13 protein-coding genes are annotated in these 15,393 nt (G+C 71.5%); 7 read left to right on the top strand and 6 right to left on the bottom strand.

Annotation, left to right across the window (positions count from 1 at the left end; genetic code table 11):
* Positions 1-12 precede the first annotated feature (12 nt).
* Positions 13-366, top strand: coding sequence for a peptidase inhibitor family I36 protein (locus ABT114_RS08265; protein WP_351139902.1), 354 nt, complete (start codon positions 13-15; stop codon positions 364-366).
* Positions 367-379: 13 nt separating this feature from the next.
* Here the strand turns inward: ABT114_RS08265 and ABT114_RS08260 are convergent, their stop codons facing one another.
* The 3 genes from ABT114_RS08260 to ABT114_RS08250 are packed head-to-tail and all read right to left on the bottom strand — an operon-like array spanning position 380 to position 4,545.
* On the bottom strand, positions 380-2,065 hold the full coding sequence (locus ABT114_RS08260) for a thiamine pyrophosphate-binding protein (RefSeq protein WP_351139900.1): 1,686 nt from the start codon (positions 2,063-2,065) through the stop codon (positions 380-382).
* Complete coding sequence (gene speB, locus ABT114_RS08255) at positions 2,062-3,030, bottom strand: agmatinase (RefSeq protein WP_351139898.1); 969 nt, start codon at positions 3,028-3,030, stop codon at positions 2,062-2,064. The genes ABT114_RS08260 and speB overlap by 4 nt, the downstream gene beginning before the upstream one ends.
* Before the next feature lie 54 nt (positions 3,031-3,084).
* On the bottom strand, positions 3,085-4,545 hold the full coding sequence (locus tag ABT114_RS08250) for a sodium:solute symporter family protein (RefSeq protein ID WP_351139896.1): 1,461 nt from the start codon (positions 4,543-4,545) through the stop codon (positions 3,085-3,087).
* Between the two features lie 187 nt (positions 4,546-4,732).
* Between ABT114_RS08250 and ABT114_RS08245 the strand changes: the two genes are divergently transcribed.
* From ABT114_RS08245 to ABT114_RS08235, 3 genes are all read left to right on the top strand, one after another.
* Positions 4,733-6,268: a PucR family transcriptional regulator ligand-binding domain-containing protein gene (locus ABT114_RS08245; RefSeq protein ID WP_351139894.1), complete on the top strand. Its 1,536-nt coding sequence runs from the start codon at positions 4,733-4,735 to the stop codon at positions 6,266-6,268.
* Positions 6,269-6,339: 71 nt separating this feature from the next.
* Positions 6,340-7,128 carry a phosphatase gene (locus ABT114_RS08240; RefSeq protein ID WP_351139892.1) on the top strand — a complete coding sequence of 263 codons (789 nt, stop codon included), beginning with the start codon at positions 6,340-6,342 and terminating at the stop codon, positions 7,126-7,128.
* A 116-nt stretch (positions 7,129-7,244) separates the two neighbouring features.
* Positions 7,245-7,778: a hypothetical protein gene (locus tag ABT114_RS08235; RefSeq protein ID WP_351139890.1), complete on the top strand. Its 534-nt coding sequence runs from the start codon at positions 7,245-7,247 to the stop codon at positions 7,776-7,778.
* A 182-nt stretch (positions 7,779-7,960) separates the two neighbouring features.
* Here ABT114_RS08235 and ABT114_RS08230 read toward each other — a convergent pair whose 3' ends face one another.
* From ABT114_RS08230 to ABT114_RS08220, 3 genes are all read right to left on the bottom strand, one after another.
* Positions 7,961-8,833, bottom strand: a complete 873-nt coding sequence (locus tag ABT114_RS08230) for an acyl-CoA thioesterase (protein WP_351139888.1) — start codon at positions 8,831-8,833, stop codon at positions 7,961-7,963.
* A gap of 35 nt (positions 8,834-8,868) precedes the next feature.
* A complete protein-coding gene (locus ABT114_RS08225) occupies positions 8,869-10,026 on the bottom strand; it encodes an acyl-CoA dehydrogenase family protein (protein WP_351139886.1) in 1,158 nt (385 codons plus the stop codon).
* A gap of 169 nt (positions 10,027-10,195) precedes the next feature.
* Positions 10,196-10,783: an SACE_7040 family transcriptional regulator gene (locus ABT114_RS08220; RefSeq protein WP_351139884.1), complete on the bottom strand. Its 588-nt coding sequence runs from the start codon at positions 10,781-10,783 to the stop codon at positions 10,196-10,198.
* Between the two features lie 95 nt (positions 10,784-10,878).
* Between ABT114_RS08220 and ABT114_RS08215 the strand changes: the two genes are divergently transcribed.
* From ABT114_RS08215 to ABT114_RS08205, 3 genes are read left to right on the top strand one after another with little or no spacing between them, the layout of a single operon-like run.
* Positions 10,879-12,495 (top strand): carboxyl transferase domain-containing protein, encoded by a 1,617-nt coding sequence (locus ABT114_RS08215; protein ID WP_351139883.1) that lies wholly within the window; start codon positions 10,879-10,881, stop codon positions 12,493-12,495.
* Between the two features lie 14 nt (positions 12,496-12,509).
* Positions 12,510-14,453 carry an acetyl/propionyl/methylcrotonyl-CoA carboxylase subunit alpha gene (locus ABT114_RS08210; protein WP_351139881.1) on the top strand — a complete coding sequence of 648 codons (1,944 nt, stop codon included), beginning with the start codon at positions 12,510-12,512 and terminating at the stop codon, positions 14,451-14,453.
* Positions 14,450-15,391, top strand: coding sequence for a hydroxymethylglutaryl-CoA lyase (locus tag ABT114_RS08205; RefSeq protein ID WP_351139879.1), 942 nt, complete (start codon positions 14,450-14,452; stop codon positions 15,389-15,391). Before ABT114_RS08210 ends, ABT114_RS08205 begins: the two co-directional genes overlap by 4 nt.
* Positions 15,392-15,393 lie beyond the last annotated feature (2 nt).

The following is a 15,393-nucleotide window of genomic DNA, read 5'->3' as shown; positions in this document are numbered from 1 at the left end:
CTGGAGAGCGTCGTGAAGCTTCGTTCCTGGTCCCTGGCCGCCGCCCTCACCCTGACCGCCCTGGTGCTGCCCGCGCAGGGCGCCTCCGCGCAGGCCGCCGCCCCCTCCTGCCCCGACGGCTCGGTGTGTTTCTGGAGCGGGGAGGGCTTCGGCGGCGACTACTGGGAGTGGACGTCCCGCAGCGGTTACCGCGACATGCCGCCCAGCCTGCACGACCACGTCGGTTCCTTCGTCGCGAGCACCCGCGCCTGCTTCATCAACTGGGGCCCGGTCGAGAAGCGGGACGTCTTCAACGGCGACTGGCGCTCGCAGTACCTCGGCGACTTCGGCGGCCGTATCGACGGGGTGGGGCCGGGCGGCTGCTGATCCGCAGGACGGCTCAGCCGAGGTGCGTCGGCGCGAACATCCGCAGGACCGCCGGGAGGACGACCACCGCCGGCCCTGGCGCTGCCAACGCCTTCGCCAGATCGGCCTCCAGGGTCTCCGGGGACGTACGCACCCCCGGGACCCCGAACGACTCGGCCAGCGCCACATAGTCCGGGCGGCTCAGCTCGGTCGCCGTGGCCTGGCCGAAGGCGTCGGTCATGTACTCACGCAGGATGCCGTAGCCGCCGTCGTCGACGATGAGCCAGGTGACGTTCAGGTCGTACTGGCGGGCCGTCGCCAGCTCGGCGATGGAGTACAGGGCGCCGCCGTCGCCCGACACCGCGAGCACCGGGCGGGTCGGGTCGGCGGCGGCCGCGCCGAGGGCCGCCGGGAAGCCGTAGCCAAGGCCGCCGGCGCCCTGCGCGGAGTGCATGGCGTTGGGTGCCTTCGCGTCGAAGGCCGACCACGCCCAGTAGGCCAGGATGGTCATGTCCCAGAAGGACGGGGAGTCGGCCGGGAGGGCCCGGCGGACCGACGCCAACACGTTCTGTTCCAGGGTGAGTTCCTGGGCGGCGATGCGTTCGGCGACCTTCGCGAGCAGGGTGCGCACCCGTTCCCGGGCCGTCTCGTCCGCCCGCTCCTCCACCGTCTCCAGCAGCGCCTGCAAGGCGAGTCGGGCGTCCGCGTGGATGCCGAGCGCCGGGTGGTTGGACTCCAGTTTGCCGAGGTCCGCCTCGATCTGGATGACGCGGCCGCGCGGCTTGAACGTGTGGTAGTTGGAGGAGAGTTCGCCCAGGCCCGAGCCCACGACCAGCAGGACGTCCGCGTCCTCCAGGAGGTCCGTGGTGTGCCGGTCCTCCAGCCAGGACTGCAACGACAGTGGGTGCGTCCAGGGGAAGGCGCCCTTGCCGCCGAAGGTGGTGACCACGGGGGCGTTCAGCTTCTCGGCCAGCTGCCTCAGCTTGCCGGACGCGTCCGCCCGCACCACTCCCCCGCCCGCGATGATCGCCGGGCGGGCGGCGCGGGACAGCAGGTCGGCCGCCACGGCGGTCAGTTCGGGGCGCGGGGGCAGCTCATCGGGGGTCGCGTCGACCGCCGTCACCACCGGCAGGGCCGTCTCGGCCAGCAGCACGTCCTGCGGGATCTCCACCCACACCGGGCCGTGCGGAGCGGTCAGCGCCGACTTCCAGGCCGCAGTGATCGCCGACGGGATCTGCGACTGGGCGCGGACGGTGTGGACCGACTTGACGATGCCCCGGAACGAGGCCGCCTGGTCGGGGAGTTCGTGCAGATAGCCGTGGCGGCCGCCGCCCAGGCCCGCGGTGGGGATCTGGCTGCTGATCGCGAGAACGGGGGCGGAGGCCGAGACCGCCTCCTGGAGCGCGGCGAGCGAGGTCAGCGCGCCGGGGCCCGTCGACAGCAGCAGGGGTGCCGCCTCACCGGTGACCCGGCCGTACGCGTCCGCCGCGAAACCGGCGTTGTTCTCCACCCGCAGGCCGACGTACCGCAGGTCCGAGCGGCGCAGCGCGTCGAACATGCCGAGGGCGTGCTGGCCGGGCAGGCCGAAGACGGTCGTCGCGCCGAGCCCGGCCAGGGTCTCCACGACCAGGTCTCCGCCGTTGCGGCCGGGGGGAGGGTTCAGCGCTGCCTCCGTCTGGGCGGGCGTGGGACGGAGTTCCAGGTCGTGGTCGTGAGTCACTTCGCGCGAGCCTCAGCAATCTGGCGGGACATGATCGTGGTCAGTTCGTACGCCGTGTGGGACGCGGCCACGGACGTGATCTCGGCGTGATCGTAGGCGGGCGCCACCTCGACGACGTCGGCCGAGACCAGGTTGCAGGACGCCAGGCCGCGCAGGATCTCCAGCAGCTCGCGGGAGGTCATGCCGCCCGCCTCCGGCGTTCCCGTACCCGGAGCGTGCGCGGGGTCGAGGCAGTCGATGTCGATGGAGATGTACAGCGGGCGGTCGCCGATGCGCTGGCGCAGCTGGTCGGCGACCTCGTCGGCGCCGCGGCGGTAGACGTCCGCCGAGGTGACGATGCCGAAGCCGAGCTTCTCGTCGTCGGAGAGGTCCTGCTTGCCGTAGAGCGGGCCGCGGGTGCCGACGTGGGAGAGCGCCTCGGTGTCGAGGATGCCCTCCTCCACCGCGCGGCGGAACGGGGTGCCGTGCGTGTACTCGGCACCGAAGTAGGTGTCCCAGGTGTCGAGGTGCGCGTCGAAGTGCAGCAGCGCGACCGGACCGTGCTTCTTGGCCACCGAGCGCAGCAGCGGCAGCGCGATGGTGTGGTCGCCGCCGAGGGTCATGAGGCGGGCGCCCGTGCCGAGCAGGTCGTCGGCGGCCGCCTCGATGGTGTCCACGGCCGCGTTGATGTTGAACGGGTTCGCCGCGATGTCACCGGCGTCCGCGACCTGGGCGAGCGCGAAGGGAGAGGCGTCCTGCGCCGGGTTGTACGGACGCAGGAGCCTGCTCGCCTCGCGGATGGCGTTGCCGCCGAAGCGCGCGCCCGGCCGGTACGAGACGCCCGAGTCGAACGGCACACCCACGACGGCGACGTCGGCGGTGCCGACCTCGTCGAGGCGGGGCAGCCGGGCGAAGGTCGCGGGGCCGGCGTACCGCGGGACGCGGGACGAGTCGACGGGGCCGCGAGGCGTCTCGTTACTGCTCATGGAACTGCCTTCTTTCCTACGCTTTTCCGCGTATGTACTACCTGCTCCCCGACTTTACTGGGCAGCCGGGACCGGTTCGGACAAGGGTTCGGAGGACCGGCCCGCCAGCCGCTCGCGCCAGGCGGCGAGCACGGCGGCGTCGGTGGCCGGGGTGGCCAGGGAGACGACCAGGTAGGTGACCAGGGAGGCCAGCAGGCCGTAGTAGACCGGCTCGTTGGCGAGGATGCCGTAGGTCGCCATCAGGCCGATCACGGCGAGGCCGCCGACCACGACGGAGGCCAGGGCGCCGTGCACCGTGCCGCGCTTCCACAGCAGCCCGCCGAGGATGGGGACGAGGAGCCCGCCGACGAGGAGGTTGTACGCCACGGTCAGCGCCTCGACGACGTTGTTGAGGGCGATGGCCGTGCCGATGACCGCGACCCCCATGACCAGGATGAAGACACGGTTGTCCTTGACCTCGTCGTGCTCGCCCTCGGACTTCCGCCCGATGCCCCGCAGCCGCGACCAGATGTCGTTGTTGGCGACGGTGGCGCAGGCGATGAGGGCGCCGGAGGACGTCGACATCACGGCGGCGAGCGCGGCGGCCAGCACCAGGCCCCGGACGCCGACGGGCAGTTCGTCCTTGACGATGGTCGCGAAGGCCTCGTCCGGGCTGCCGAGCTTCGGGTAGAGCACCTTGGCGGCCGTACCGATGACGGCGCCGGCGAGGGCGTACACCAGACAGTAGGTGCCGGCGACCGTGCCGCCCCACTTCGCCGTCCGGTCGTTGCGGGCGGTGAAGACGCGCTGCCAGATGTCCTGACCGATCAGCATGCCGAAGGTGTAGATCAGCACATACGTGAAGATCGTCTCGCCGCCGATGCCCAGCGGGTCGAAGTACTCGGTGGGCAGCTTGGCCTTCATCTCGCTGAAGCCGCCCGCCTTGACGACGGCGATGGGCAGGAGCAGGAGCAGCACGCCGATCGTCTTCACCACGAACTGCACCATGTCGGTCAGCGTGATGGACCACATGCCGCCGAGCGTGGAGTACGCGACGACGATCGAGCCGCCGAGGATGATCGCGACGGTCCGGTTCATGTCGAAGAGGACGTCGAAGATCGCGGCGTACGCGATGGTCGAGGTGACGGCGAGCATGAGGGTGTACGCCCACATGACGACGCCCGAGATCAGGCCGGCCCGGCCGCCGTAGCGCAGGTCGAGCATCTCGGAGACGGTGTAGACCTTGAGACGGGCGATACGGGCGGAGAAGAAGATGGACAGGGCGAGGAGCCCGAGGCCGATGGTGAAGACCATCCAGGCGCCGGAGAGCCCGTACTGGTATCCGAGTCCCACCCCGCCGATGGTGGACGCGCCGCCGAGAACGATGGCGGCCATGGTGCCGGAGTACATGGCGGGACCGAGGCGACGCCCGGCCACGAGGAACTCACTCTTCGACTTGGCGCGGCGCATGCCCCACCAGCCCATGGCCAGCATGCCGGCCAGGTAGACGACGATCACTGTGTAGTCGACGGCCATGGGGCCCTCCTTCGCGCGCTCTCGGTGGCGTGTCGTGCAATACCGGGGGACGGTCGGCAGCGGTTCTCGGGGACATCCGCCCGTACCCGTGGCTGCCGGTCCGGACTGACATTAGGTGGCCGGAAAGCGACTGCGAAGTGTACGTTTCATCCATCTCAACCGGTTCGGGATGGAGGGAACGCACACCATGCCGGGCACATCCGCGTCATCCGCGTCATCCACGTCATCCACGTCATCCACGTCATCCACGTCATCCACGTCATCGGCACCGTCCGCACCAGCGGTCCCACCGACCCCGCCAGTCCCGCTGTCGGCCCTGCTGGCCCGTGAGGACCTGGCCCTGCGCCAGATCGCGGGGCCGTCCGACCCCGGCCTGGTGATCCACTGGGCGCACACCTCGGAGATGGCCGACCCGTATCCGTACCTGCTGGGCGGCGAGCTGCTGCTGACGGCCGGGGTGCACATCGCGGAGGCGGCCGGGTCGGGCACCTACTTCGACGACTACGTCTCCCGGATCGTGGCCGCGGGCGGCGCGGCCCTCGGCTTCGGGCTGGCGCCGGTGCACGACACGGTGCCGCGCGCCCTGGTCGCGGCCTGCGACGCGTACGGGCTGCCGCTCCTCGAGGTCCCCCCGCAGACCACGTTCTCGGGCGTGGCCCGCGCGGTCTGGCAGCTGATGGCCCAGTCCCGCCTGGCCGAACTCCGCCGCGTCACGGAGGCCCAGCAGAGCCTGGCCGCCGCGGCCTCCCGTCCCGACCCGGTCCCCTCGGTACTGCGCCAGCTGGCCCAGCGGGTGAGCGGCTGGGCAGTGCTGTACGGCCCGGACGGCACGGAGATCGCCTCGGCTGGGAAAGCCCCCGCCGACCAGGCGCGCACCGCGCTGGCGCGGCTCACGCGCGTCGTGACCAGCCGCCCGTCCTCCACCGCCACCGACACCGCGGCCGGTGCTCACCTCGCGGTCTACGCCCTCGGTACGGGGCAGGGCTTCGCGCTCGGGGTCGCGGCGCCGCAGCGTGACCCGGGTGACCACACCATCGCTTCCGTGGCCGCCGTGCTGCTCTCCCTCCTCACCGGCGAGCACCAGAGCGGCACGGGTGCGGCCCGCTCGTCGGCGCTCGTACGGCTGCTGCTGGGTGCCGAGCCGGGGACGGTGGCCCCGCTGCTGGGGGCCGGGCACTGGAGAGTCGTACACGCCCGTCCGAACACCCAGGCCGCCGACCCGGTGGCCGCCTCCGCGCTGGGCGCGACGCTCGGGTCCGCGCTGGTCGACCTCGCCGACGGCGTCGTACGGATCCTGGTGCCCGCCGACCGCGAACCGGCCGCGCAGCCCGGCTGGACGCTGGGCGTGAGCGCGGCCGTCGCGCCGCCGGACTGGCCGGCCGCCGACACCCAGGCGGCCCGCGCCCTGGCCCGTGCCCGGGCCACCCGCGCCCCGCTGGTCCGCCACGGCGCCCACCCCGGCCTCGCGGAACTGGTCCCGCACGACGAGGCGGCGGCACACGCCCGCACCCTCCTCGCCCCGATCGCCGCCGCCCCCGCCCTCACCGAGACCCTGCGCACCTGGCTGTCCCTGCACGGCAGTTGGGACCGCACGGCGGTGGCCCTGACGGTGCATCGCAACACCGTGCGGCAACGGATCGCCCGGTGCGCGGCGCTGCTGGCGGCGGACCTGGACGACCCGGACGTACGGATGGAGCTCTGGTTCGCGCTCAAGTCGCACTGACCGGCGTGACGCGTGTCCCAGCGTGCGGGACGTCAGGTTCGGGCACAGCCGGCTGCCTCACAATGGGAGCCATGCCGATACCCGGGACACCCAGCCGCACCGAACTCGTCGACCACCTCGTGCGGACGCGCATCGCGGGCGACGTCGCCACGCCCCGCGAGAACAACCTCTCCCACTACCGCAAGCTGGCGAACGGCGACCGCAACTTCTGGCTCGGGCTCGAACTCGGCGACCGCTGGAGCGACGAGCAGGACGTGCTCGCGGTGATGGCGGAGCGGGCCGGCGTCAACGACGACCCCGAGTACCGGTACGGACAGGACACCATCGACCCCGAGCTGACCGTCGCCGCCCTGGAGCGGCTGGCGGGCCGGCTGCGCAAGGCGGCCGAGGGCGGGCAGCGGGTGCTGTTCGCCACCGGCCACCCGGGCGGCCTCCTCGACGTGCACCGCGCGACGGCCGCCGCGCTGCGCACCGCGGGCTGCGAGATCGTCGTCATCCCGGACCTGCTGCAGACCGACGAGGGCTACGTCATGCAGTTCGCGGACGTGGCGGTGCTGGAGCACGGCGCCACCCTCTGGCACACCCACTCCGGCGAGCCGATGCGCGCGATCCTCACCGGTCTCGAGCGCGAGGGCCGTCCCCTCCCCGACCTGGTCGTCGCCGACCACGGCTGGGCGGGCTTCGCGGGACAGCACGGCATCGACTCCGTCGGCTACGCCGACTCCAACGACCCGGCCCTGTTCCTCGCCGAGTCGGAGGGCACCCTCCAGGTGACGGTGCCACTGGACGACCACGTCCTCAGCCCGCGGTACTACGACCCGATGACGGCGTATCTGCTGACGGAAGCGGGCCTGGCGTAGCAAGCCGGGCCCGGCTCAGGCGGTTCACGCGCCGACGCCGTGAAATGCCGCGATGTGCGACCCCGGTGAACGGAGTCGCACATCGTGATTTCACTGCGGTCGGATCTGTGACGTCAGTGGCCTCCGCCACCGCCGCCGCCGCCGTGGCCGCCGCCACCGCCGCCACCGTGACCGCCGCCGCCACCGTGACCGCCGCCACCATGGCCGCCGCCACCGTGACCGCCGCCACCATGGCCGCCACCACCATGGCCGCCACCACCGTGACCGCCGCCACCATGGCCGCCACCGTCGCCGTGGCCACCACCGTGGCCACCACCGTAGCCACCGCCGCCGCCGTGGTCGCCGTAGCCGCCGTGGCCGTAGCCGCCGTAGCCGTCGTCATCATCGTCGTTCCAGCCGCCGTGGCTGGAGTAGTTGGAGTCGTGGCTCGGGGCGGCCGCCGAAGCGGTGCCCGCCGCGCCGATCGCGGCGCCACCGGCCATGAGCACACCGGCAGCGGACGCCGCGAAAAGGCGCCTCGCACGTTGGGCTTGCATGAGAAAACCTCGATCCATCGTTTCTCGCGGCTCAAGGAAGAACGCACGAGGGTGATGGCCGCCGCCGCAAAGAGAAGAGATGCGGCACGGTCTCGGTGTCACCGCTTTTCATGAGAAGCACGGACGCGACCGCCGACGCCTCCAGATCACCCGCGCGGTTCTGCGGGCGAGTACTGCGGCTGTGGTCCCGCGTCACCGGAAACCACGTCGGCCGGGCATGCCGCGCGCTGCGGCGCTTTCACTCACACAGCCTAGTCCCGCACATGCAACCCGTCATCTTGAGGCAGTGGCCCGCCTCAGTCCGACCGGGGGACTCGGACCACGCCTTCCTGGATCACCGAGATGGCGAGCCGTCCGTCCTGCGTGTAGATCCGGGCCTGGCCCAGGCCGCGGCCTCCGTACGCCGATGGCGACTCCTGGTCGTAAAGGAGCCATTCGTCGGCGCGGAACGGGCGGTGGAACCACATCGCGTGGTCCAGGGAGGCCCCGACGACGTCGCCGACCGCCCAGCCGCCGCGGCCGTGCGCCAGCAGGACCGAGTCGAGGAGGGTCATGTCGGAGACGTACGTGGCGAGGACGACGTGCAGGAGGGGGTCGTCGTCGAGCTTGCCGTTGGTGCGGAACCAGACCTGGCTGTGCGGCTCGCGCGGCTCGCCGAACTTCCCGAACGGCGGCTCGTCGACGTAGCGCAGGTCGATCGCCTCGCGGGCCTCCAGGAACTTCTCGACCACCTCGGGGGCGATGTGGTCGTAGCCGCGCAGGCGTTCCTCGGAGGTGGGCAGCGTGGCCGGGTCCGGGGCGGACGGCATCGGGGCCTGGTGCTCGAAGCCCTCCTCGTACCGCTGGAAGGAGGCGGAGAGGGCGAAGATCGGCTGCCCGTGCTGGATCGCGAGGACGCGGCGCGCGGTGAAGGAGCGGCCGTCGTTCATGCGGTCGACGGTGTAGACGATGGGCGCGCCGGGGTCGCCGGTGCGCAGGAAGTACGCGTGCAGGGAGTGGGGGAGGCGGTCCGTGGGGACCGTCCGCCCGGCGGCGACCAGCGCCTGGGCCGCGACCTGCCCGCCGAAGACGCGCGGGACGACGGCGGACCGGGACTGGCCGCGGAAGATGTTCTCCTCGATCTGCTCGAGGTCGAGCAGATCGAGGAGAGACTGAAGTGCCTGACTCATGCAGTCATTTCTACTGGTCAGTAATTACCGGGACCTTACAGACCCATGTCCTTCGCGATGATCGTCTTCATGATCTCGCTGGTGCCGCCGTAGATGCGGTTGACGCGGTTGTCCGCGTACAGGCGAGCGATCGGGTACTCGTTCATGAAGCCGTAGCCGCCGTGCAGCTGGAGGCAGCGGTCGATCACGCGGTGCGCGACCTCGGTGCAGAACAGCTTGGCGCTGGCGGCCTCGGCCGGGGTCAGCTCACCGGCGTCCAGGGCCTCCGTGGCGCGGTCGGCGACGGCCTCGGCGGCGTCCACCTCGGCCTGGCAGGCGGCCAGCTCGAACTTGGTGTTCTGGAAGGCGGCGACGGGCTTGCCGAAGACGACGCGGTCCTGGACGTACTGCTTGGCGAACCGGACGGCCGCCTTGGCCTGCGCGTAGGCGCCGAAGGCGATGCCCCAGCGCTCGGAGGCGAGGTTGTGGCCGAGGTAGTAGAAGCCCTTGTTCTCCTCGCCGAGGAGGTCCTCGACGGGGACCTTGACGTCGACGAACGCCAGCTCGGCGGTGTCGGAGGTCTTCAGGCCGAGCTTGTCGAGCTTGCGGCCGACGGAGTAGCCCTCGGCCTTGGTGTCCACGACGAAGAGGGAGATGCCGTGGCGGCGGTCCTCGGCGGTGGGCGCGGAGGTGCGGGCGCAGACGATCATGCGGTCGGCGTGCACGCCACCGGTGATGAAGGTCTTGGCGCCGTTGAGGACGTAGTGCGTGCCGTCCTCGGAGAGCTTGGCGGTGGTCTTCATGCCCGCGAGGTCGGAGCCGGTGCCCGGCTCGGTCATCGCGATCGCCCACATCTCCTCACCGGAGACGAACTTCGGCAGGTAGCGCTTCTTCTGCTCGTCGGTGGCGAGCAGCTTGATGTACGGCAGGCCGAGGAGGACGTGCACGCCGGAGCCGCCGAAGGAGACACCCGCGCGGGCGGTCTCCTCGTACAGCACGGCCTCGAACTTGTACGAGTCGATGCCGGCGCCGCCGTACTCCTCGTCGACGCGTATGCCGAAGACGCCCAGCTCGGCGAGCTTGTAGTAGAAGTCGCGCGGCGCCTGGCCCGCGGCGAACCACTCGTCGTACACGGGGACGACCTCGGCCTCGATGAAGGCCCGCAGGGTCTCCCGGAACGCCTCGTGGTCCTCGTTGAACACCGTACGGCGCACCGCCGGCCCCTCTCTGCGCCTAAACCGGCGCCGCTCTCGCGTACGTGGTTGCTCGCCGTCGGGGTTCCTCAACCGATGATTGCGGTCCGATGGCTAAGCGCTTGCTCATCAAAGATACTGGCGAGTACGGAGGCGGTCCAGGGTTGGGTGGGGGTAACGCTCATCACGCTCACGCCGCCGCGAACGCCCCGCGCGCCATCCGGTGCAGCAGCTCCGCCGTGGCCCCTCGACCGGGAAGGGCGCCCGGCCTTCCCAGGTGCGGGGTCGAGTTCAGCAGCCCGAAGACCGAGTGCACCGCCGAGCGGGCCGTCGGCTCGGTCAGCCCCGGATACACCTCCCGGACCACCTCCACCCATAGCTCGACGTACTGCCGCTGGAGCTGTCGCACCAGCTTGCGGTCGCTGTCGCGGAGGCGGTCCAGCTCACGGTCGTGCAGGGTGATGAGGGGACGGTCGTCGAGCGCGAAGTCGATGTGCCCCTCGATGAGCGAGTCGAGGACCGCCTCGGGGGGTACCCCGTCCGCCTCCTTCAGGCGCTGCTTCGCGCCGGTCAGCAGCTGGCCGCTGATGCCGACCAGCAGCTCCGCGAGCATCGCGTCCTTGCCCGCGAAGTGCCGGTAGAGGCCGGGACCGCTGATGCCGACCGCGGCGCCTATCTCGTCGACTCCGACGCCGTGGAAGCCACGCTCGGCGAACAGCCGCGCGGCCTCCCTGAGGATCTGCTCGCGACGGGTGGGGGCGTCGGTTCTGGTGGCCATGGAAGCAATTCTAGACAGGGAGGTTAGCGGTCGTTAACCTGGAGGCAATGGTTAACGCTCATTAACAGACGATCGCTGGGTGAGGGGACCGCAGAATGCGAGAGGCACCGGAGCTGACGAGCGCGGCAGACCCCGCGTCGGAGGCCTGGCGGGCCAACGAGGAGGCGCACCGCGCCCTCGTGGAGGAGCTGCGCGGCAAGCTGGCCGTGGCCCGGCTGGGCGGCGGTGAGAAGGCACGGGCCAGACACACCGCGCGCGGGAAGCTGCTGCCGAGGGACCGCGTGGACACCCTCCTGGACCCCGGCTCCCCCTTCCTGGAGCTGGCCCCCCTCGCCGCCGACGGGCTGTACGACGGACAGGCACCGGCCGCCGGTGTCATCGCCGGGATCGGGCGGGTCAGCGGGCGCGAGTGCGTGATCGTCGCCAATGACGCCACCGTCAAGGGCGGGACGTACTACCCGATGACGGTGAAGAAGCATCTGCGCGCGCAGGAGGTCGCGCTCGAGAACCGCCTGCCCTGCATCTACCTCGTGGACTCCGGAGGGGCCTTCCTGCCCATGCAGGACGAGGTCTTCCCCGACCGCGAGCACTTCGGGCGGATCTTCTACAACCAGGCGCGGATGTCCGGCGCCGGGATCCCGCAGATCGCCGCCGTGCTCGGGTCGTGCACGGCCGGCGGGGCGTATGTCCCGGCGATGAGCGACGAGGCCGTGATCGTGCGCAACCAGGGCACGATCTTCCTGGGCGGTCCGCCACTGGTGAAGGCCGCCACCGGCGAGGTCGTCACCGCCGAGGAGCTCGGCGGCGGCGAGGTCCACGCGCGTGTGTCGGGCGTGACCGATCACCTCGCCGAGGACGACGCCCACGCCCTGCGGATCGTGCGGAACATCGCCGCCACCCTCCCCGCGCGCGGGACGCTGCCCTGGGAGGTCACGGCGGCCGTCGAGCCGAAGGTGGACCCGTACGGGCTCTACGGCGCGGTGCCCGTCGACTCCCGCACCCCCTACGACGTACGCGAGATCATCGCGCGCGTGGCCGACGGCTCGAGGTTCGCCGAGTTCAAGGCCGAGTTCGGGCAGACCCTCGTCACCGGCTTCGCCCGGATCCACGGCCACCCGGTCGGGATCGTCGCCAACAACGGCATCCTGTTCTCCGAGTCCGCCCAGAAGGGCGCCCACTTCATCGAGCTGTGCGACCAGCGCGGCATCCCGCTGGTGTTCCTGCAGAACATCTCCGGCTTCATGGTCGGCAAGGACTACGAGGCGGGCGGCATCGCCAAGCACGGCGCCAAGATGGTGACGGCGGTGGCATGCACCAGGGTCCCGAAGCTGACGGTCGTGGTCGGCGGGTCGTACGGCGCGGGCAACTACTCGATGTGCGGGCGGGCGTACTCGCCCCGCTTCCTGTGGATGTGGCCCAACGCCAAGATCTCCGTCATGGGCGGCGAGCAGGCCGCCTCCGTCCTCGCGACCGTCAAGCGGGACCAGCTGGAGGCACGCGGGGAGTCCTGGCCGGTGGAGGAGGAAGAGTCCTTCAAGGACCCGATCCGCGCCCAGTACGAGCGCCAGGGCAACGCCTACTACGCCACCGCCCGGCTCTGGGACGACGGCGTGATCGACCCGCTGGAGACCCGGCAGGTGCTGGGCCTGGCGCTGACCGCGTGCGCCAACGCGCCCTTGGGCGAGCCCGCCTTCGGCGTCTTCCGGATGTGAGGGGACCACAGACCATGTTCGACACAGTGCTTGTGGCCAACCGGGGCGAGATCGCCGTACGCGTCATCCGGACGCTGCGCGCGCTCGGTGTGCGCTCGGTGGCCGTCTTCTCCGACGCCGACGCGGACGCCCGGCACGTCCGGGAGGCCGACACGGCGGTACGGATCGGTCCGGCGCCGGCGGCGGAGAGCTATCTGTCGGTGGAGCGACTGCTGGAGGCGGCGGCCCGGACGGGGGCCCAGGCGGTCCACCCCGGGTACGGGTTCCTCGCGGAGAACGCCGGCTTCGCGCGCGCGTGCGTCGACGCGGGGCTGGTCTTCATCGGGCCCCCGGCGGACGCGATCTCTCTCATGGGCGACAAGATCCGCGCCAAGGAGACCGTGCAGGCGGCCGGCGTGCCGGTCGTGCCCGGATCGAGCGGCAGTGGGCTCACGGACGCCGAACTGGCCGACGCGGCCAAGGAGATCGGCATGCCGGTGCTGCTGAAGCCGTCGGCAGGCGGCGGCGGCAAGGGCATGCGGCTGGTGCGGGACCCCTCGGTGCTGGCCGACGAGATCACCGCCGCCCGCCGCGAGGCCCGCGCCTCCTTCGGCGACGACACATTGCTCGTCGAGCGGTGGATCGACCGGCCCCGGCACATCGAGATCCAGGTCCTGGCGGACGGCCACGGGAACGTGGTGCACCTGGGCGAGCGCGAGTGCTCCCTCCAGCGCCGGCACCAGAAGATCATCGAGGAGGCGCCGAGCGTACTCCTGGACCCCGCCACGCGTGAGGCGATGGGCGAGGCGGCCGTGCAGGCGGCCCGCTCCTGCGGCTACCGGGGCGCGGGCACGGTGGAGTTCATCGTCCCGGGCGAGGACCCGTCGTCGTACTACTTCATGGAGATGAACACCCGCCTCCAGGTGGAGCACCCGGTCACCGAGCTCATCACGGGCCTGGACCTGGTGGAGTGGCAGCTGCGGGTGGCGGCCGGGGAGCGGCTGGGCTTCGCGCAGGAGGACGTCCGGCTCACCGGGCACGCGGTCGAGGCCCGGATCTGCGCAGAAACGGTGTACATCAAAGACGGCGCGCGCGGGTTCCTCCCGTCCGGCGGCACGGTGCTGAGGCTCCACGAACCCCAGGGCAACGGCGTACGCACCGACTCCGGGCTCAGTGAGGGTACCGAGGTGGGCAGCCTGTACGACCCGATGCTGTCCAAGGTGATCGCGTACGGCCCCGACCGCGCGACCGCGCTGCGCAGACTCCGGGCCGCCCTCGCGGAGACGGTCACGCTGGGGGTGCCCACCAACGCGGGGTTCCTGCGTCGACTGCTGGCCCATCCGGCGGTCGTCGCGGGCGAGTTGGACACCGGGCTCGTGGAGCGCGTGGCGGAGGAACTCGTCTCCACCGACGTACCCGAAGAGGTCTACGAGGCGGCGGCCGCCGTACGCCTCGACGCCCTGTCCCCGAAGGGCGAGGGCTGGACCGACCCGTTCTCGGTGCCGAGCGGGTGGCGGCTGGGCGGGGAGCCCCGGCCCGTCGGCTTCCACCTGCGGGTGCAGGACCCGGTGGAGTACGTCCCGCGTGGCACGCACACCGTCACCGAGGACCAGGTCGCCGTGACCCTGGACGGTGTCCGTCACACCTTCCACCGCGCCGCCGACTGGCTGGGCCGCGACGGCGACGCCTGGCACGTGCGCGACCACGACCCGGTCGCCGCGTCCCTCAACCGGGCCGCGCACTCCGGCGCCGACTCGCTCACCGCCCCCATGCCCGGCACGGTCACCGTCGTGAAGGTCGCCGTCGGCGACGAGGTGACCTCAGGTCAGAGCCTGCTGGTGGTCGAGGCGATGAAGATGGAGCACGTGATCTCCGCCCCGCACGCCGGCACGGTCGCCGAGCTCGACGTCATGCCGGGCACGACGGTCGCCATGGACCAGGTGCTCGCCGTCATCGCACCGCACGAGGAGGCGGAATGACCGTCCAGGAACTGCCCATGGTCGTACCGGCCCCGGACCTGCCCGCGCGGGTGCGGATCCACGAGGTCGGCGCACGTGACGGCCTGCAGAACGAGAAGGCGACCGTGCCGACCGAGGTGAAGGCGGAGTTCGTCCGCCGCCTCGCCGACGCGGGCCTGAGCACGATCGAGGCGACCAGCTTCGTCCACCCCAAGTGGGTGCCCCAGCTCGCCGACGCCGAAAAGCTGTTCCCGCTGGTCGCCGACCTGCCGGTGGCGCTGCCGGTGCTCGTGCCCAACGAGCGCGGCCTGGAGCGTGCCCTGGCGCTGGGTGCGCGCCGGGTCGCCGTGTTCGCCAGCGCCACCGAGTCCTTCGCGAAGGCCAACCTCAACCGGACGGTGGACGAGGCACTGGCGATGTTCGAGCCGGTGGTCGCGCGGGCCAGGGCCGAGGGCGGACACGTACGCGGCTATCTCTCCATGTGCTTCGGCGACCCGTGGGAGGGCGCGGTCCCCGTCGACCAGGTGGTGCGGGTGTGCAAGGCCCTGCTGGACATGGGCTGCGACGAGCTGAGCCTCGGCGACACCATCGGCGTCGCGACCCCGGGCCAGGTGCTGGAACTGCTCGCCGCACTCAACGAACAGGGCGTCTCCACAGGCGTGCTGGGCGTGCACTTCCACGACACCTACGGCCAGGCCCTCGCCAACACCCTGGCCGCGCTCCAGCACGGCGTCACCACCGTCGACGCCTCCGCCGGAGGCCTCGGCGGCTGCCCCTACGCCAAGTCCGCGACCGGCAACCTCGCCACCGAGGACCTCGTGTGGATGCTGCGGGGCCTCGGCATCGACACCGGAGTCGACCTCGGCCGTCTCGTCGCCACAAGCGTCTGGATGGCCGACCGACTGGGCCGACCCAGCCCGTCCCGCACCGTACGAGCCCTCTCCCACCAGGAGCAGTGAAC

This window comes from Streptomyces sp. NPDC002088, assembly GCF_040296605.1.
Classification (GTDB): domain Bacteria; phylum Actinomycetota; class Actinomycetes; order Streptomycetales; family Streptomycetaceae; genus Streptomyces.
This window is presented reverse-complemented; position numbering and strand designations above follow the sequence as displayed.

What these genes read in the sequence shown, in the direction of transcription:
- speB (WP_351139898.1), bottom strand. Translation starts at nt 3,030, where the DNA reads ATGAGCAGTAACGAGACGCCTCGCGGCCCCGTCGACTCGTCCCGCGTC.
- ABT114_RS08250 (WP_351139896.1), bottom strand. Translation starts at nt 4,545, where the DNA reads ATGGCCGTCGACTACACAGTGATCGTCGTCTACCTGGCCGGCATGCTG.
- ABT114_RS08245 (WP_351139894.1), top strand. Translation starts at nt 4,733, where the DNA reads ATGCCGGGCACATCCGCGTCATCCGCGTCATCCACGTCATCCACGTCA.
- ABT114_RS08240 (WP_351139892.1), top strand. Translation starts at nt 6,340, where the DNA reads ATGCCGATACCCGGGACACCCAGCCGCACCGAACTCGTCGACCACCTC.
- ABT114_RS08230 (WP_351139888.1), bottom strand. Translation starts at nt 8,833, where the DNA reads ATGAGTCAGGCACTTCAGTCTCTCCTCGATCTGCTCGACCTCGAGCAG.
- ABT114_RS08220 (WP_351139884.1), bottom strand. Translation starts at nt 10,783, where the DNA reads ATGGCCACCAGAACCGACGCCCCCACCCGTCGCGAGCAGATCCTCAGG.
- ABT114_RS08215 (WP_351139883.1), top strand. Translation starts at nt 10,879, where the DNA reads ATGCGAGAGGCACCGGAGCTGACGAGCGCGGCAGACCCCGCGTCGGAG.
- ABT114_RS08210 (WP_351139881.1), top strand. Translation starts at nt 12,510, where the DNA reads ATGTTCGACACAGTGCTTGTGGCCAACCGGGGCGAGATCGCCGTACGC.
- ABT114_RS08205 (WP_351139879.1), top strand. Translation starts at nt 14,450, where the DNA reads ATGACCGTCCAGGAACTGCCCATGGTCGTACCGGCCCCGGACCTGCCC.